The organism is Lactiplantibacillus sp. 3062, assembly GCF_055413545.1.
In genome coordinates this window covers 284,912-304,074 of record NZ_JBVAYE010000002.1, presented here as the reverse complement: position 1 = coordinate 304,074, position 19,163 = coordinate 284,912, and the positions used below count along the sequence as shown (strand labels likewise).

Genomic DNA, 19,163 nt, shown 5'->3' with positions numbered 1-19,163 from the left:
AGGAATTAACTTATGAAACGAATTTTTGATGTTAATCCATGGCATGTCTTGACGACTGATTTCAAACCAGAAAACAAACGGCTGCAAGAATCAATGACTAGTCTAGGAAATGGTTACATGGGCATGCGCGGCTTCTTTGAAGAAGATTATACTGGGGATACGCTTCCCGGTATTTATCTTGGCGGTGTCTGGTATCCAGACAAGACCCGGGTTGGCTGGTGGAAGAATGGCTATCCAGAATACTTTGGCAAGGTTATCAACGCCGTCAATTTCATCAAAATCAATTTCAAACTCAATGGGACTAAGATCGACTTGGCAACTGCCAACTTCAGCGATTTTAAACTTGACTTGGATATGCAACACGGGACTTTGACACGATCATTTATCGTTGATCAAGATGGTCAACGGGTTCGCGTGACCTTTGAGCGTTTCTTGAGTGTTGCGCAAAAAGAACTTTCGGTTCAGAAGGTGACGTTTGAAAACTTGAGCGATCAAGCGGTGGAATTAAAAGTTGCTTCCGCACTGGATGCTGACGTTAAGAACGAAGATGCGAACTACGATGAACATTTCTGGAACGTCCACGAAATTACGGATGATCGGTTAATTGCTCAGACGGTACCAAATGATTTTGGAACCCCACAGTTTACCTCTGGGATGCAAGTTAGTTATGTGACGAGTTTAACCCATAAAGCGGCCGAAGTGACTGATACAGCCACGGTTGATCGCTACTTCGGTACGTTAGAAGCTGGGGCCAGCGTTAGTTTTGAAAAGCGGGTCGTCGTGGTTACGTCGCGGGATTATCCGACTGATGATGCCATTATGACTGCACTTCAACGTCTGACAGATACGGTTAGCGCCCAATCTTTCGATGATTTATTGGCGGCCCATGAAGCGGGCTGGGCCGATCGGTGGCAACAATCAGATATTCAAATTGAAGGCGATACCGAGGCCCAACAAGGCATGCGTTTCAATTTGTTTGAACTCTTTAGTACTTATTATGGTGATGATCCACGGTTGAATATTGGACCAAAGGGCTTTACTGGTGAAAAGTATGGTGGTGCGACTTATTGGGATACGGAAGCATTTGCCGTTCCAGTTTACCTGGGGATTACCAAACCAGAAGTTACCCGCAACTTACTGATGTATCGTTATAAGCAGTTGGATGGTGCCTATCATAATGCGCGCCAACAAGGGCTTGATGGGGCATTGTTCCCAATGGTGACCTTCAATGGGATTGAATGCCACAACGAGTGGGAAATTACTTTCGAGGAAATCCATCGTAACGGCGACATTGCCTTTGCTATTTATAACTACACGCGTTATACCGGTGATACATCATACGTCTTACATGAAGGCAGTAAAGTGTTGACGGAGATTTCTCGTTTCTGGGCAGACCGAGTGCACTTCAGCAAACGTAATCAGCAGTACATGATTCATGGGGTCACTGGCCCAGATGAATATGAAAACAACGTTGATAATAACTTTAATACCAATTATTTGGCGCAATGGACGTTGAAGTACACGCTTGAAATTTTAGATCAGGTCAGTGACGACCAAGCAGCGGCCTTAAACGTGACTGCTGAAGAACGTGCCCACTGGCAAGATATCGTTGATCGGATGTATTTACCATATGACAAGGATCTGGATATCTTTGTTCAACATGATGGTTATCTGGATAAGGATTTAGCGCCCGTTTCCGCAATTCCAGCTGACCAATTACCAATTAATCAGCATTGGTCATGGGACCACATCTTACGGTCACCTTATATCAAGCAAGGTGATGTGTTACAAGTGATGTATGACTTTATTGATGATTTCTCAAAGACACAATTGAAACACAATTTTGATTTCTACGAACCGATGACGGTTCACGAATCAAGCTTGTCACCAGCCATCCATGCCGTGTTAGCTGCTGACTTACACTATGAAGACAAGGCTGTGGCTTTCTATAACCGGACGGCACGGCTTGATCTTGACAATTACAATAATGATACGGTCGACGGTCTTCACATCACCTCAATGACTGGTGGTTGGATTGCGATGGTCCAAGGATTTGCTGGCATGCGTGTTCATGATGGACAACTGAGTTATCGGCCGTTCTTACCAAAACAATGGACGAAGTATTCTTTCCGTCAAGTCTTCCGTGATCGGATTATTGAAGTCACGGTTGATCACAATGGGACGACTTTGAAGTTGATTACCGGGGAACCGATTGATGTTCAAGTGGATGGCACCACGCAAACATTGACACAGAACTAGTTCAATCCGCACTGATCGAAGGGAATGAGGCGTACGATTTCTGCAGTACCATTTGGTGTGTATCAAGGCGAGTCAGTCTATTTATACACGATTGAAAATATCTATCATAGCAAACTAAAAGTGTTGAGTTATGCGGCAACGTGGTATGACTTCGAAGTGCAGGTCGACCGCCAGCCACACTCATTAGTGCTTCACTTTGATAACTTGGCGGATTATATCGAGACGCCTTATCAAGTCGGCAAAACAGTGGGTCGAGTTGCTGGCCGAATCGGTAACGCGACGTTTTCCTTGAATGGGCAGACGTACCACTTACCGCCAAATAACGGCCGGCATTTGCTACACGGTGGCGATCATGGCTTACAAACGCATAATTTTCGAGCCCGTTTTGATCCTGATGGCGACACTGTCACATTGACGACAACGCTAGCGAGCGCTGACGATGGGTTTCCAGGCGACTTGACAGTAACTATAAGCTATACGTTAACGGCCGATGATGAGGTTCAAATCAGCTATTACGGGGTGACCACTGCTGATACGTTATTCAATCCGACCTGTCACGTTTACTTTAATCTTGATGGTCAGGCCGCACTGATCAATCCCCAGCAATTACGCATCAACTCGACCAAGCTAGTTCATACGAATCACGAGAAGGTCCCGACCGGCGTCTTCTACGTCCCGTCACCAGCGTATGACTTTCGTGAGCAGCCAACGATTCAATCGCAGCTCGATCGATTGATCCAAGAAACTGGCAGGACGGAATACGATGATTGCTATGTGCTTGACCACCAGGATGAACCCGCTGGCGTGTTGGCAACGACTCACGGGCGACTGCTCATCAACACGGATCGCAATGGTTTAGTTATCTTTACCGCTAATCCCGAACGAACGCAGTCGTATCGTTTAGGGGACTACCATGCGCTGGCCGTAGAATTGCAAACCTTGCCGGATGCTATTAATCATCATGGCTTTGGCGATGTTGTTCTACGGGCTGGTCAGCCACGGACGTACGTGAACCGCTACCAATACGTGTCAAAATAGCAATCAATAGATGATGAAAATTATTTTCTTTATCACGATCAAAAAGCAGTGCTTGCCATAGGGGCACACTGCTTTTTTGGTATACTTGGTTATAACAAAAACGCGTCATCACAAGTATAGAATGACATTCCGTAATTTGTGATGACACGCTTTGTTTTAATCTTTAATCGATTGCTTGTAGTTAACAAGTCCAGGTGATAACAGAATCTTGTCCTGAATACGGCTACTTTTGAATTGATCAACACGCGTTACGCCGACGAGTGCAAATAGGCGTTTTAATTGCGACTGCCAATCCGTCAGCATCGCAATGACTTCGTCGTCCGTATGATGGAGTAAGGCGTGTAGCACGGTGCCAGCCATGCCGACCGCGTCAGCGCCTAACATCAACGCTTTTAAGATGTCGAGTGGCTGTCGAACGCCACCAGCAGCTAAGACCGTGAGATCATCCGGTCGGTTCTGAACGCCTAGCAAGGACTCAACCGTGGTGAGGCCAAAGTCGTGAAGGTAGGCCATATCGCGGTTAGCACGTCGGCGATTCTCAATGTCGACAAAGTTAGTCCCACCGTGACCGCCTAAATCTAGGTAGCGTACGCCGGCAGCGTAGAGCTGTTGCATCGTGGGGCGGGAAATACCAAAGCCCACTTCTTTGACGATCACTGGTACCGTTAAGGCTTGGACTAAGTCCGAAATGTTAGTTAGCCAATGAAAGTCACGATCGCCTTCTGGCATGACGATTTCTTGAACGACATTGAGATGGAGTTCGAGCGCATCGGCCTGGAGCATTGCAATCGCTGTTTGGGCCGCAGATAACGGGTGGCCGGCACCAAGATTGCCAAAGATCAGCCCGTTCGGATTGTGGTCACGCATCGTGGCAAAAGTGGGGGCTACTTGGGGATCTTTGATGGCGACACTTTGAGAGCCGGTCGCAATCGGTAAGCCACAAGCTGCAGCGATGCGGCCTAAACGAGCGTTGATTTCGCCCGTTCGCTGTGAGCCCCCAGTCATCGCTTCAATGTAGAGGGGGCTGTCCCAATGCCACTGGCCAACGGTGGTGGCTAAATCGACGTCGGCCACGGCAGTTTCCGGCAACGCGTCGTGGCGAATCCGGACCTGGTCAAAGGCATTGGCTTGTTCGCCATGAAAATACTTTTCAGCTAACGAAACATGTTCATCTTTCCGATGAGATTGTTGACTTTGTGGCACGGTGCCACCTCCAATTAATTTAGAATCTGAAAACGAGTCCGGCAAGGCTGCCAGGCTCGTCAATAAACTGCTTAAGAATTTGGTAAAACGGTATCCTGAACCGTATGCACGTTTAAGTTAAGTTGTTCGATACCATCGTGAGCCCACGCAGCTAATAATGGTCGTGGGTCGATGGTTTGATCAATCAAAACGATCCCACAGTCACCACCACCAGCGCCCGAAGTCTTTGCGGCCGCGCCAGCACTTTCGGCGAGTTGAATCATACGCTGCAGCAGGGGTGTTTCAATCGTCACGTGACTGAAATCGCCCAATTTCTGAAGTAGTTGACGATTCGTTCGCAACTCGGTTTGAATCACGTGCAAGTCACTGTGATGAAAACCAGTGATCATACGTTTTAGACAAGCTTTGCTGGCTTTTAGAAAGGTCTGGTATTCGCTGCGTTGCTTCGCCTTGACTAAGGCCACTTTATCGACTAAGTGTGATGTGGAGGCCGGTGAACCCGTCCAACCAATCATCAAACGTAAGGCTGCTGGAGGGGTCAGTAACTCGATTTTTAGGTCGGGCCACGGCATTGTTAACAAATCACTTAAGCTTGACTGAGCTTGTTGTAGGTGTAACCATTGCCGATCGAATGAATGGTAGGCGATCCAGCCACCATAGACGCTGGCAGCAATGTCACCAAGCGAACCATTGCCTTGCACGGATAGATGGGCAATCGCGGCTAATTTGAACAGTTTATTTTTATCCATCGGTAAATGGTAAAACTGACATAGTGCTTTGACGGTTGCCACGGTCACTGCTGCTGAAGAGCCGAGACCGTATTTTTTACCATCAGCACTATCGAGTTCGCTATTGATACCGAGATGATAAACACCAAGTTCACGCCCTAATTCATGGGCATAACTTTCAGTGAGATTGATCGCTGCTAAAATATAATGGAAGGGATTGTCACGATTATCAAAAACCATCGCGTCTCCCTGACGTCGCCAGACGATTGAGTTTTCTTGATACTGCTCAGAAACGATGCTCCCAATCGTTTCGCTAGGTGAAATCGTTGCCGTCACAAATTGATCTAGTGCAACAATAATTGCTGGATAACCACTTTCCACTACGGCGTATTCACCGGCAATGTAGAGTTTTCCAGGGGCTTTCACCGTTATCATGCCATCATATCCTTTCATGACCATCGCTGATCATTTTAAATTAAACTGAATTATTTTTCCGTTATCGTGATACCTGGACCTGGTTTAGCGACGATTAATTGATCAGCGTCAAAATGTTGTTGTAACCCGGTCATAATGGTGTCGGTATCTTGACCCGCACAAATGATTTTGACGTTTGGGCCAGCGTCCAAAGTATAATAACAGTTTATCCCGTGTGAACGCAAGTCGTTGACTGCTTGAATGGCCGTCAGTGTATCCGCAGTGAAGTAGTTAAAGGCGGGCTCAGCGCTCAAATTAAGCGCGTGCATTCGCATTGCGTTCGTTTCAGCAATTTGGCCAACAGTAGTGAGATCACGATCGGCAATGGCTTGGCGCATTCGCTTCAAGTCCGTCTCAGCCGTGGTGATCCAAGCTGGATAGTAGGGGGATGTCGCGACGACCCGTGCCATGCCGTCCGTTGAGCTGATTGGCTTTTTGGTGGCCTTCAAAACAACGGCGATCATTTGAATGTCCCAATCGACCGGGTCTTGTAAGACTTCCGCGTAAGAACTCTGATCATCATGGCCGGCATGCCATTCGACAAAACCGCCAAAAATTGAGCGGGTCGCAGAACCTGAGCCACGGCGTGCTAGTCGTGATAGATCAGCCGCATCTAGTTGTAAGCCAGCCGCACGACTAGCAGCCCCTGCTAAGGCCGCGAATCCGGAGGCGGAAGAGGCTAAGCCAGCTGAGGTCGGCACATGATTTTCAGTTTTGACCGTTGCATAGTTGGTTTGACCACTGCGCTGGCGAATAAGGTCGAGGAACTGGCTGATTCGTGCTGATTTGCCCGTGGGTAAGTGTTGATGGTTAAAGTAAATTTGGTCAGTATCGAGATGCTCATCAAAGGTCACACTGGTCTGGGTATAGAAGTGATCAAGGGTCAGCGAAATACTCCCATTTTGTGGTAGCATTAGCGCCGCATCTTTTTTCCCCCAATATTTAACTAACGCAATGTTAGTATGGGCCTTTGCCGTAACGGTTTTCACTATGTCTTTTCCTCCAAAATTAAAATTAGTCATCGCATAAAAGTGGTTCGACCCAAGTCGCAGTCGCACCGGCTGCGGCCAATTTTTGTGATAATTGGTTGGCGATGCTGGCTTCCGGAGCGAGCGCAATCAAGCAACCGCCCTGACCACTACCGGTTAATTTGGCAGCGAGCGCACCATTTTGGCGAGCCACTGCGAGTAGTTGTTCAAGGGCAGGATGACTGACACCCATGGAACGTAAGTCATCTTGCGCACCATTTAGGGCTGTTGCCAGGGCCCCCATGTCACCATCTTCAAGCGCGGTTCGGGTCTGACGAGTCAATCGGCCCAAGTCATCAATGCGTGCTTGAATCGTCGCGCCCTCAACCATTAGTAAGTTGCGAACGGTCGCCACTGCAACTTTGGTCTGACTTTTAATACCCGTGTCCGCGATGACTAAATAGCCGGGAAGCTTTACCGGAATCGGAAAGTTCTCACGACCCTTGACAAACCAGACGGGACTTTTGGCACTGGCCGTCGCAACGTCTAGGCCGCTGGGTTGACCATGCGTGTAACTTTCCGCCACATTGGCAGTGGCCAATAATTCTTGGTGGGAGAGTGGTCGGTCGAAGAAATCATAAAAAGCCCGCGTTACGGCCACGGCCGCTGCGGCTGAGGACCCCATTCCGCGTTCAGAAGGAATGTCGCTCGTGATGTGAATATCGAAGCCCTGCTCGGGGGCATCAAAACGTGCAAGCAAGGTTCTAATGAGCGTCTGAATACCGCCTAAGTTGGCAGACATCATCTTAAAGTCGCCGTTGAAGTAACGGCTTTTGACCGTCTGCGCTGCATCACGGCGGTGAATAATGGCCTGCATTTGGATGGTCGAAATCGGTAAGGCAATGGCGGGTTGTCCGTAAACCACACCATGCTCGCCAATTAAAATAATTTTGGCATGACTAGTACCGGTAGCTAGATCTTTCAATCGTGTCGCTGCCTTTCTGTAAGTAGATTAATAATAGCTTCATAATACCTTATTAGCGCTTCTTTTGCCATGCTAACCCCGGCGAACGCGCTGAATTCAGTTGAAATGTAAGTTAAACTGGTTTGGAAAGTAACAATTTAATTAAATTAAATCATTCACGTGAGGGGCATACGGACAGACTGGTTATCAACGGCAGACGAAGATCGATTACTATGTTAAAATTAGTAAATGATTAGAAATCAGTCCGATAATGATGAAAAAGAAGTTGAGCTGCTTGTGACGGGCTACGTGGCCCAGAATTCACTAATTAGGAAAGTGAATTTTGGGCAGCAGTGCCGGCTATTCAAGCGCGCGTACTCAGCTGACTGTGTTATGGCAGATGTACGCCGAGACACTTTCATGAACTTTATCATTGCTCAATCATACTCTTGGCCAGTTGGACCAGTCTCTGCCCGTTGCCCTCAGACTGACGAATTTGGCTTAAGAGTTGGTCGGGCTGAGTTCCCTACGCCGAATATGCTATAATTTACAATGATCGACGTGACGTATGTGTGACGATCGGTGTGGGGGATGAGCCAAGCGGCTTGCGTCATCAGGACGACTTGTGTCACTGGCACAGTTTAGTAGGTTGAACTCAGCTAAGTTGGGCTGACCGACGAACCGTTAAAGTTAGTGGTCGAGACCAAGTGTAGCGCTACTTGGACCAGCCTTCAGTCTGATTACAAACACATCGCACGTGATATGCCATAAAGATCGATTAGTTGGTCGAACATCAGCGTTAGTGTTGATGACGGATTCAAGCGGTAACCAATCTAATGAACATCTTTACAATCCATAACTTGGGGAAATGACCATGAAACCAAACACAACTTATGCGGTAGTTGATATTGAAACTACTGGAACTAGTGTGAAGGACGGCGACCGGATTATTCAAATCGGTTGCGCGTTTGTTAAGAATAATAAAATAATTAATACATTTGCCACGGACGTTAATCCGTTAACAACGGTTCCGGCCGTTATCGAGAATTTAACGGGGATCAGCAATGCACGGGTGCGCAAAGCACCACCCTTTGATGATCTGGCTGGTACGGTATACAGCTTATTACAAGGGACTGTTTTTGTCGCCCACAACGTGAACTTTGACCTGCCATTTATCAATTCAGAATTGCAGCGTGTCGGTTATCCAGAACTACCAATTCAGGCCGTTGATACTGTGTCTCTTAGCCAAATTCTGTTACCGACTGCTTCGAGTTTTCGGTTGCGGGACTTGAGTCACTTGCTTGCGATTGACCATAATCATCCACATTCTGCGGATAGTGATGCAATTGCTACGGCCCACTTGTTTATCACGTTACAACAGCGGCTCGCACACTTACCATTGATCACGTTACAACAAATGGTGCAATTAGCACCGGAGTTACCACGTGAAACGGCTGACTTGTTTGCATACGCCTTTCAACAGGGCAAACAACATCCACAGCAGTTACCAACTGACTTAGTGATCAAAAACGGGCTCGCTCTGCGTAAACAGCGATTGCCACAGCAAGCCGCGGGTCGTAAAGCGGCACGCTATCCGTTGACAAAAGCACAAAAGCAGCATATCTTTGGTGATCGCTTGACTTATCGGCCACAACAGGCCCGGATGATGAACCAGATTTATCGGCACTACTCAAAACAGTCTGCTGAACAAGTACCATTGTTGATTGAAGCACCGACCGGAACGGGTAAAACACTCGGGTATTTGCTGCCACTCGCCTACTTGGCACAGGATGGTCAACAGGTGGTCGTTAGCACGGCGACGACGGTCTTACAAACGCAGTTACGTGATCAGGGTGTGGCGTTGTTGAATCAGTTGTTGCCTAATCCTGTGACGGCGGTTGTGATTAAGGGTAATCAGCATTACGTTGATTTAAACCGGTTTGCCCGTGGCTTGGCGTTGCATGAACATTCGAAGCAAACGCAATTATTGAAGTTGCGCGTGCTAGTGTGGTTAACGATGACAACGACTGGTGATCTGGATGAATTGCACTTGAGCACGTATCAAGCGCCGTACTTTAGCGAAATCGCCCATCATGGCGTGGCCTCGTTGAAAGCTGATGACCCGTTTTTTAAGGAAGATTTCTTACGCTTTCGGGATCAATTGACCGCGCAAGCGACTTTTATCATTACCAATCATGCCTACCTGATGCGCCACGTGGCCCAACTGGGTAGCCGTCAAGAGCGGCCACTGCTGGTTCTTGATGAGGCCCAGCATCTGGCAGATGGCGTCGTTCGTGACTCACGGCAGACGTTTGATTTCAATGGCTACATGGCGACCTGCCACAGCTTGATCAGTCGCATTGACACGGAACATAGTCTAAATTTACGGGCACTGTTCGCGGAACAACCACAGGCCGATTATCGTCTGAAATTATTAGATAATTCATTGAATGATACTGACCTACACCTGCAACAACTGCAGGCGGCGCTAGCCAGAACGTTTGTACCAGCACAAAAGGGCGGCAATCAGCCTGCTGAATTAGGAATCACCACGGATCAGTTGACTGATTTCTTTGCGGCCCACAATCCGCTGATCAAACAATTACAAACGGCCATTGAAAACTGTTTTTTACAGTTTCAACAATTAAATGAGCAGTATCAACATGATCAATCGCAAATCTTGCCTAGTGAACAACACGTCCTCGACGACTTTGACAATCGTCTTCAACATCTTCGTCAGGGCTATGAGTTATTACAAACGTGGTTAGTGCCAGCTTCGCGGGAACAACGGGTCTTCTGGGTGAGCCTTAATCAATGGCATGATCGCGGCAGTCTCACGCTCGCGGGTAGCTTGATCGATACGCAAGGGTATTTTAAGACGCAACTATATCCTTACTTCAGTGCGCCACTATTAACTGGTGCCACGCTATTTGCCACTGGGAAATCTCAGTACGTTTATTCGCAATTGGATATTGACCAAGCAACGGCTAAGCATCACCGATTATCAACACCGTTTGATTTAGAACACCAGGCACGGCTATTCGTCGCTACGGATGCTACTGCGGCGGAAGCACCCAGTGGCAAGCAGCGCGTGGCATACTTGACGCATGCGATTCACGACATCGTGATGGCAGCGCCTAAGCAAACGTTGGTCTTGTTCAATTCACTGAATATGATTGAAGCAGTCTTTTACAGTTTGCATCAAACGGATCTACCTGGTGATCGCGAAATTTTGGCTCAAGGCGTCAATGGTAGTCGTGAAAAGCTGCTTCGGCGCTTTATGCAGGGGGACGATGCCATTCTCCTGGGTGCCGGTAGTTTCTGGGAGGGGATCGACTTGCCACAAGAACAGTTGGAATTGTTGATCGTCACGCAATTACCGTTTGAATCGCCCGACCAGACGACAACCAAGGCCCGTTATCAACAACTAAGGCAAGCACAACTCAATCCGTTCTATAACGAAGCGTTACCGAAAGCGGCATTGAAGTTACGTCAGGGAATCGGCCGGTTGATTCGGACGGATGAAGACCGAGGGGCAGCGGTGATTCTCGATGACCGTTTGATGACGAAACGATACGGGCAGACGATTCTTAAAGCTTTACCGAAAACGTTGCCGCCCGCAACCGGTTCATTGACGATGATTACGCAGGAACTTCAAAGTTTTTTCAAAACTAAGTAAGAAACCATTCCGCAATCAGTTAAATTTGCTATAATTAATTTATCTGTTTTTGAAAGGAAGAGCATATGCGAGTTCAACGTAGAAGGCGCCCTGAGCGACTCATTATGATTATTCTGGTCGTCATTTTAGCTATTATCGTGGCGGTCTATGGCACGTTATGGGCCGCACAACGGCCAATGCACCAAGCCCAGAAGACGGCGTATAGTCTGGCCGTCAGCAAGGGCAAGCTAAAGACCACGACGGCCTTTTCACAGTACAATGGCACCAGTAGTTATTACGTCGTTACGGGAACGTCGAGTAAAAATGTTCCGGTATACGCGTTAATTAACGCGAATAAACATCATAAAACGACCGTTATCAAACAGTCCGCTGGGATTTCACGTACGAAAGCCTTGAAAAAGGTCTGGTCTAAACGCAATCCTAGCAAGGTTATCAAAGCGACGCTTGGGAAGTATGATGGGACGGTCGTGTGGGAAATTACGTACTTGAACCAGAAAAAGAATTTATGTTATGAAATTTTGCAGTATTCTAATGGAAACCAGCTGAAATCAATTATTAACATTTAAGGTTAAAGGAGTGCGGATGTACATGGAATTATCGCGTAAAGTAATGCAGGTTCAACCGTCAGCGACATTGAAGATCAGTGCGACTGCCAAGCAAATGATGGCGGACGGCGTTGACGTTATCAATTTAGGAATCGGTGAACCGGATTTTCAGACCCCGGATAACATTAAGCAAGCAGCCATTGATAGTATTCAAAATGGTCAAGCGAGTTTCTACACACCGGCAACTGGATTACCAGCTTTAAAACAAGCCATCAGTCAGCGAATTGAGGCTGACCATCACTACCATTTTGATCCTAATCAGATCGTCGTAACGGATGGCGCAAAAATGGCGTTGTTTACGTTATTCCAAGTTATTCTGAATCCCGACGATGAAGTGTTATTACCAGTCCCATACTGGGTCAGCTATTCGGAGCAAGTTAAATTAGCTGGTGGTGTGCCAGTCGAAGTTAGCACCGATGAACAGTTGCGGTTTACCACTGCTGATTTGGAAGCGCAGCGGACGCCTAAGACGAAGGCCTTAGTCTTGAATTCGCCACAGAATCCATCCGGTCTGGTTTTCAGCCGTGCAGAATTGACGGCGATCGTGAATTGGGCCGTTGAACACGACGTTTTGGTAATTGCGGATGAAATTTATGAAAAGTTATTATATAACGGTAATGAATTTACATCCGTGTTAGAATTAGATGATGCTAATATGGATCACGTGGTTTTGATCAATGGGGTTTCAAAAGCCTATTCCATGACTGGTTGGCGTATCGGATATGCTGCCGGGCCACAAACCATCATGGCTAAGATGGGGGTCGTGTTAGGTCACGCTGCTAGCAACCCAGCCGCCGTATCACAATATGCTGCGATTGAAGCTTTTAGTGGTGACCAATCATCTGTTGAAACGATGCGTCAGGGCTTTGAAGCGCGGTTAAACGAACTATACCCACTGATCGAGCGTTTACCTGGGTTTAAGATGCCTGCTGGCAAACCAGCGGGAGCCTTTTACTTGTTCCCAGATATTACGGAAGCATTGCGTTTAACAGGCTATGCAGATGCACCGGCCTTTGTGACGGCAGTGTTATTAGAAGCCCATGTCGGTTTAGTGCCTGGAGAGGCGTTTGGCATGCCCGGTTGTTTACGGTTAAGCTATGCAACTGATATCGATTCCTTGCGAGAGGCCCATCGACGGTTACAAAAGTTTATGACAGAAAAAATTGCTGAACAAGCAAAGTAATTGGAGGATGTAAGTAAATGGTGCAACAGATCAACATTATCGATGCTAAGGACCATGTCGACGAAAAAGTAAAGATTGGGGCTTGGCTCACTAATAAACGTTCAAGTGGTAAGATTGCCTTCCTACAATTACGTGATGGCTCCGCCTTTTTCCAAGGTGTCGTTGTTAAGAGCCAAGTTAGCGAAGAAGTTTTTGAACTCGCTAAGGAAGTTAAGCAAGAAGCCAGTATGTGGATTACGGGTGTGATTCATGAAGACAGTCGTTCAAAGTTCGGTTATGAAATCGAAGTTGAAGACATTGTAGTCGTTGGTGAAAGTGAAGAATACCCAATTACGCCTAAGGAACATGGGGTGGACTTCTTACTAGATCACCGGCATCTATGGTTACGTTCTAAGCGGCCATGGGCAATCATGAACATTCGTAATGAAGTCATTCGCGGAACGTATGAATTTTTTAATCAAGAAGGTTTCATTAAGATGGACTCACCAATTTTGACTGGGAGTGCACCTGAAGGGACAACTGAATTGTTCCATACTGAATATTTTGATCGGGATGCCTACTTATCACAGAGTGGTCAGTTATACGCCGAAGCCGGAGCTTTGGCCTACGGAAAGGTCTTTACTTTTGGCCCAACATTCCGGGCTGAAAAGTCCAAGACTCGGCGGCATTTAATTGAGTTCTGGATGATTGAACCAGAAATGGCCTTCATGCATCAAGAACAAAGTTTGGAAGTTCAAGAACGTTATATTGCCTTTCTTGTTCAAGGTGTGATTGATCATTGTCAATACGCACTCGACATTTTAGGTCGTGATGTTGAAACGTTGAAGAAGTACACCAAGTTACCTTATCCACGAATCAGTTACGATGAAGCCATTGAATTGTTAAAAGAAAATGACTTTGACGTGGATTGGGGTGTTGATTTTGGTTCACCAGAAGAAACCTTCTTGGCTGATCACTTCGATCAACCCGTCTTCGTTTTGAATTACCCGAAAGCCATCAAGCCATTTTATATGAAGCCGCATCCAACCCGGGACGACGTGGTGATTTGTGCGGATTTATTAGCCCCAGAAGGCTATGGTGAGATTATTGGCGGGTCAGAACGAGCAACTGATTACAATTACTTACTTGACCATATCAAACAAGCCGGCTTAAATCCAGACGACTATGCTTGGTACTTAGATTTACGTAAGTATGGTAGTGTTCCTCATGCTGGTTTTGGTTTGGGACTCGAGCGATTCTTGACTTGGATTACGGCCGAAGATCACGTGCGGGAGACAATTCCGTTCCCACGGTTGTTGAACCGGATTTACCCGTAAACTTTAATTGAAGGTTAGTTTTATTAAGAGCGTGGGACCTAGTCTCACGCTCTTAATAGTGAAAGGATGATAACGAGATGGAGTCCTTAGCTGCCGCGTTAGTGAATGATGGTCAAACGACCATTGCGAACGCATTATTGGCCCACTATCGTGAAATTGGGGTCACAAACGATGAATTATTGGTTTATTTGCAGTTCAAACGGTTAATTGATCAGGGTAATCAATTCCCAGATGCTGCGGTAATTGCCAAGAGTTTAGGTGAATCGACAAATGCTGTTTTTCAGCGGCTACATGAAATGTTAGCCAAAAAATTGCTGACGATTGAATCGATCACGGCTGATGACCAAAAAATTCATGACCGTTATAATTTTGACGGCCTGTATGATAAGTTAGCAGTTGCGCTCAAAAAGCAGCCAGTTAGCACTCAAGCTTCGGAACAAGCCACGAGTGAAAACAGTCGGCAAAAGGTTTTTCGGGCAATTCAGACGGAATTTGGCCGTGACTTATCACCGATCGAAATGGAAAGTATTAGTAAGTGGTTCGACGAAGACCATTATGAACCGGAAGTTATCGAATTGGCATTGCGGGAAGCAGTTCTGCGTCAAGTCTATAACTTGACGTATATGGACCGAATTCTGTTGAACTGGCAGAAGCGTAACTTAAAAACGGCTGCCCAGGTGGAAGCAGAGCGCCAACGCAGTATTGAGCAACGCTTGAATTCCGCTCCGCAACCACAACGCCAGACGGGCGCAAATGCTGGTCCGAAGATTCCGTTATTCAAATTAGGTGAAGACCAGTCTTAAACACTGTGCTGAAAAGCTTATCGGGGAAAACTGATTTTAAATAAAGTGGTGGCGATTGCCTGTGCGAGGCGTCGCTACCACTTTTTTTCGGGATGGGTTAGTCGTTGTTTCATATCAATGGCGTTTGCCCACGTCATTGGCGCAGCGTACTGAGGTTAAAACAGGACCACCAGGATTTCCTGTCCTGGTAAGCCGGTGGGATGCACATCATTGGACCAAAATCAGTGGGCACCACTATAAATTAAAAAATGGTTATAATTAAATGTTGACTTCTCATTAAAATAGCGCAATACTGTAAACAACCAAGTAAATATATTAATAAATACGTCTAAGATGAGTAGCCGTTGTTGGAATGCCTTAGAGAACTGCCGGTTGGTGCGAGGTAGCCATTTCGCAACGTTGAAGATGGTCTTATAATGCAAGTTTCAACGCTGAGCTGACGGGGTTAAGCGTTGACGGCTACGCCCGTTATGCGGTTAGAGTCTCGCTAAGAATTTTCAGTGGCGGTACTTGAAGTGCGGTGGCCTGTGAGGGTCATTTGAAGTAAGGTGGTAACACGGAAAAACGTCCATTCGTCCTTAATCTGATAATCAGATTAGAGACGATGGGCGTTTTTTAATGGGAGGAAGCAGACTATGACAGAGGCAATCATTGATTTAAAAGACATCGCAGTGACTTTTGACGACGGGCACCAAGTCGTTCACGCGGTTCAAGATGTCAATCTACAGATCCAGACGGGTGATATTTATGGCATTATTGGATATTCCGGCGCTGGCAAAAGTACCTTGGTACGGGTGATCAATTTATTACAGTCACCGACAACGGGCCAGGTAGTCGTCAATGGCCAGGCCTTACAAACGCTATCGCCAGCTGCATTACGTCAAGCCAGGAAACACGTTGGGATGATTTTTCAACACTTCAACTTGATGCAATCACGGACCGTGTTGGGAAACGTTATTTATCCATTATTGGGTCAAAAAATTAGTAAACAGGACCGACGCGCCAAAGCATTACGGCTACTGAAGCTCGTTGGGTTAACGGACTATGCGCAGACCTACCCAGATAAATTATCTGGTGGGCAGAAACAACGGGTGGCAATCGCACGGGCACTAGTCACTGACCCGCAAATCTTGATTTCTGATGAAGCAACTAGTGCGCTTGATCCAAAGACCACGGCGGCAATTCTTGAGTTGCTACAACGGGTCAATCGCGAGCTAGGGATTACCATTGTCCTCATTACGCATGAAATGCAAGTCATCAAGAGTATTTGTCATCATGTCGCCGTTATGGCTGATGGGCGGATTATTGAGCGGGGCCCCGTTGCTGAGGTTTTTACAGCCCCCAAAGCACCTCTGACCGTTGATTTTGTGGAAACATCTACCAATGTTCGGGCCGCCATTCAGCGAATCACTAAAACGATTAAATTGAGTGAATTAGCAGCGGACCAAGAGCTGATTGCGTTCAAATTCGTTGGTCAATCAACAAAGCAGGGAATTGTCTCGCAGTTATCGCAGACGCTGGGGGTCGACGTTAACATTTTGTTTGCCAATATCGACCAGATCGATGGTCAAAATGTTGGTGACATGATTGCGATTATTACGGGGGATTTAACGGCCTTCAATGTGGCGGTCACTAATATGTCGGCTCAAGGTGTCCACACTCGCATTATCAATGAAGAAGTTGTGAAGGGAATGGTGGACTAATGACAGCATTAATTCCGAATGTCTTACAAATGAAAGCTGAATTTATTCAAGCAACGTTAGAGACCCTCTATATGACCGCAGTTTCCGCGCTGGTTGCAGGAATACTGGGGTTGGGTTTAGGGGTACTGTTAGTGGTGACACAGCCCCATGGCATTTTAGCTGATGGCCCCTCGTATCAAGTGTTAGACAAGCTAACCAACTTACTCCGTTCGGTGCCATTTATTATTCTGTTGGCCGTAATTTCGCCGTTGACCAGCTATTTAATCGGAACAACGGTGGGGACCACGGCATCGTTAGTCCCACTAGTTTTTGGTATTTTTCCTTTTTATGCCCGGCAAGTGCAAAATGCGTTACTCGATGTTGACCAAGGAATCGTTGAGGCTGCTCAGTCCATGGGATCTAGTCCCATTGCAATTATTTTTCGGGTTTATTTGAAAGAGGGACTACCTGATTTGATTCGCGTCTCAATCGTGACGGTGATTAGCCTGATTGGTCTGACGACGATGGCTGGTGCGATCGGCGCGGGCGGCTTGGGTGATATTGCAATCAGTATTGGTTACGCCCGCTTTGAAAACGACGTGACGTTTTTCGCAATGATCATCATTTTGATTTTAGTCTTTGCTGTACAGCTGTTTGGTGATTGGCTCGTCAAGAGCGTCACACATCATTAATAAAGGGGGAATTAGCCGATGAAACGATTAGCATGGTGGTTGATTGGTATTGCTGCAATTGTTGGTATTTGTGTGGGATTACATGAAATAACGAGTTATTCGGCCCGTGCACAACAGAGTGCCACGATTACGGTCGGATCAATGGGATCGGACTATGAAGTCTGGCAGCACATTGCTAAAAGCCAAGATGCCAAAAAGATGGGCTTAACGATTAAGGTTAAACAAATCACTGATGGTGTTCAGCTGAACAAGGCCACGGCGGACGGTAACGTTGATGTGAACGCCTTTCAGTCCTGGTCATATTACCAAACTTATAATCAGCAGAATCCCAAGGCCAAGTTGGCGGCGTTAGGAACGACTTATTTGGAACCAATGGGAATCTACTCCAAAAAATATCAAAGCGTTGATGAAATTCCGGATGGCGCTACGATTGCAATTGCTGACAATCCCTCACAAGCTTCGCGAGGCTTGTTACTGCTCCAAAAAGCGGGCCTGATCAAACTGGCAGCTAATTTTGGTGTCTTAGGTTCAGTGAAGGATATTACAAGCAATCCCCGTCATCTGAAATTCAAACAGATCGATGATACTACTGGTCCCCGGATCATTAAAAGTGTCGATGCAGTTTTGATTTCGAATACGGTTGCTTTGGAAGGACATTTACACGTTTTACGGGATTCGATTTTCCACGAAAGTCTGAATAAGAGTACTAGGGATAATGTTAATATCTTAGCAACGGCCGCTAAGAACGAACATCGTGCTAGCTATCTTAAACTAGTTAAACTTTACCATCGGGCGGATATTCAAAAGTATATCAAGCAAAAATATTACGGTACTAAGATTAACATCAATAAACCGCTATCTTATTTTGACAATTAATAAGCATATTGGGTGCTGGATGATTATAGATAAGTTATGATTATGATAATAAATGTTGTAACTCATTGAACTTATCAGGAGGTCTCAACCATGTATAAACGAATCCTAGTCCCATTAGATGGTTCCGATAATGCTTATTATGCACTTGAACATGCGATTGCCTTAGCGAAGGTTTTTGACTCCCAGTTATTTTTATTGAATGTCATCGATGTTAATCGATTTGGCGTCTACAGTCCAGATGTTTTTACGAGTGCGGCGCCAGATATGATGAGTTTTGATCAAGCCCAGAGTAAGAAATTGTTGGAGCGGGCCCAGAATCAAGTTGCAGCCCACCAGTTGCACGCCGAAACAATTCGGCAAACTGGGGTACCCAAAGTGACAATTGCGGTCGATGTTCCCAAGGCCCAAAATATTGATTTGATCGTGATTGGTCGCTCTGGGACTAATGCGATTTCTCGCCTGTTCTTAGGTTCAACGACAGCGTATGTTGTTCGTAATACGGAGGCTAACGTCACCGTTGTTAACATGCCGAGCGATGAAGCTGAAGAGGTTGAACAAACCGGTGATGTTTCGGCCGACGATTCTAAATAACTTGTCAGAGATGATTAAAGCTGGTCACACGACGTCAACATTGACGCTCGTGCGGCCAGCCTTTTTAGTTTGGGACAGGCGATGACGAAAAAACAAAGTCGT

At 46.5% G+C, this 19,163-nt stretch carries 15 protein-coding genes; 11 read left to right on the top strand and 4 right to left on the bottom strand.

Annotated features, from left to right (window positions below):
- Window positions 1-12: 12 nt before the first annotated feature.
- Both ACWQAU_RS04390 and ACWQAU_RS04385 read left to right on the top strand, forming a co-directional pair.
- Window positions 13-2,259 (top strand): glycoside hydrolase family 65 protein, encoded by a 2,247-nt coding sequence (locus ACWQAU_RS04390; protein ID WP_027821434.1) that lies wholly within the window; start codon window positions 13-15, stop codon window positions 2,257-2,259.
- Between the two features lie 24 nt (window positions 2,260-2,283).
- Window positions 2,284-3,297: an aldose epimerase family protein gene (locus ACWQAU_RS04385; protein WP_027821435.1), complete on the top strand. Its 1,014-nt coding sequence runs from the start codon at window positions 2,284-2,286 to the stop codon at window positions 3,295-3,297.
- A gap of 156 nt (window positions 3,298-3,453) precedes the next feature.
- On the opposite strand, the gene fni is transcribed toward ACWQAU_RS04385, so the two are convergent.
- The 4 genes from fni to mvk form a co-directional block, all read right to left on the bottom strand.
- Complete coding sequence (fni, locus tag ACWQAU_RS04380) at window positions 3,454-4,500, bottom strand: type 2 isopentenyl-diphosphate Delta-isomerase (protein WP_027821436.1); 1,047 nt, start codon at window positions 4,498-4,500, stop codon at window positions 3,454-3,456.
- A gap of 71 nt (window positions 4,501-4,571) precedes the next feature.
- The gene (locus ACWQAU_RS04375; protein WP_027821437.1) at window positions 4,572-5,663 is read right to left on the bottom strand and encodes a phosphomevalonate kinase; all 1,092 of its coding nucleotides are present in this window, start codon (window positions 5,661-5,663) and stop codon (window positions 4,572-4,574) included.
- A gap of 50 nt (window positions 5,664-5,713) precedes the next feature.
- Window positions 5,714-6,691: a diphosphomevalonate decarboxylase gene (gene mvaD / locus ACWQAU_RS04370; RefSeq protein WP_003644361.1), complete on the bottom strand. Its 978-nt coding sequence runs from the start codon at window positions 6,689-6,691 to the stop codon at window positions 5,714-5,716.
- A gap of 25 nt (window positions 6,692-6,716) precedes the next feature.
- A complete protein-coding gene (mvk, locus tag ACWQAU_RS04365; protein ID WP_003640469.1) occupies window positions 6,717-7,655 on the bottom strand; it encodes a mevalonate kinase in 939 nt (312 codons plus the stop codon).
- An 853-nt stretch (window positions 7,656-8,508) separates the two neighbouring features.
- On the opposite strand from mvk, the gene ACWQAU_RS04360 reads away from it, so the two are divergent.
- From ACWQAU_RS04360 to ACWQAU_RS04320, 9 genes are all read left to right on the top strand, one after another.
- The gene (locus ACWQAU_RS04360) at window positions 8,509-11,313 is read left to right on the top strand and encodes a helicase C-terminal domain-containing protein (protein WP_003645087.1); all 2,805 of its coding nucleotides are present in this window, start codon (window positions 8,509-8,511) and stop codon (window positions 11,311-11,313) included.
- 65 nt (window positions 11,314-11,378) lie between these two features.
- Window positions 11,379-11,879 (top strand): cell wall elongation regulator TseB-like domain-containing protein, encoded by a 501-nt coding sequence (locus tag ACWQAU_RS04355; RefSeq protein ID WP_003644363.1) that lies wholly within the window; start codon window positions 11,379-11,381, stop codon window positions 11,877-11,879.
- Window positions 11,880-11,901: 22 nt separating this feature from the next.
- On the top strand, window positions 11,902-13,101 hold the full coding sequence (locus ACWQAU_RS04350) for a pyridoxal phosphate-dependent aminotransferase (protein WP_016511714.1): 1,200 nt from the start codon (window positions 11,902-11,904) through the stop codon (window positions 13,099-13,101).
- 20 nt (window positions 13,102-13,121) lie between these two features.
- Window positions 13,122-14,417 carry an asparagine--tRNA ligase gene (asnS, locus tag ACWQAU_RS04345; RefSeq protein WP_027821439.1) on the top strand — a complete coding sequence of 432 codons (1,296 nt, stop codon included), beginning with the start codon at window positions 13,122-13,124 and terminating at the stop codon, window positions 14,415-14,417.
- Window positions 14,418-14,494: 77 nt separating this feature from the next.
- Window positions 14,495-15,220, top strand: coding sequence for a DnaD domain-containing protein (locus ACWQAU_RS04340; protein WP_003644365.1), 726 nt, complete (start codon window positions 14,495-14,497; stop codon window positions 15,218-15,220).
- A 635-nt stretch (window positions 15,221-15,855) separates the two neighbouring features.
- Window positions 15,856-16,923, top strand: a complete 1,068-nt coding sequence (locus ACWQAU_RS04335) for a methionine ABC transporter ATP-binding protein (protein ID WP_015640375.1) — start codon at window positions 15,856-15,858, stop codon at window positions 16,921-16,923.
- Window positions 16,923-17,594, top strand: a complete 672-nt coding sequence (locus tag ACWQAU_RS04330) for a methionine ABC transporter permease (protein ID WP_027821440.1) — start codon at window positions 16,923-16,925, stop codon at window positions 17,592-17,594. Before ACWQAU_RS04335 ends, ACWQAU_RS04330 begins: the two co-directional genes overlap by 1 nt.
- A gap of 18 nt (window positions 17,595-17,612) precedes the next feature.
- Window positions 17,613-18,470, top strand: coding sequence for a MetQ/NlpA family ABC transporter substrate-binding protein (locus ACWQAU_RS04325; protein WP_003644369.1), 858 nt, complete (start codon window positions 17,613-17,615; stop codon window positions 18,468-18,470).
- 90 nt (window positions 18,471-18,560) lie between these two features.
- Complete coding sequence (locus ACWQAU_RS04320) at window positions 18,561-19,061, top strand: universal stress protein (protein WP_015825557.1); 501 nt, start codon at window positions 18,561-18,563, stop codon at window positions 19,059-19,061.
- The last annotated feature ends 102 nt before the right edge of the window (window positions 19,062-19,163 follow it).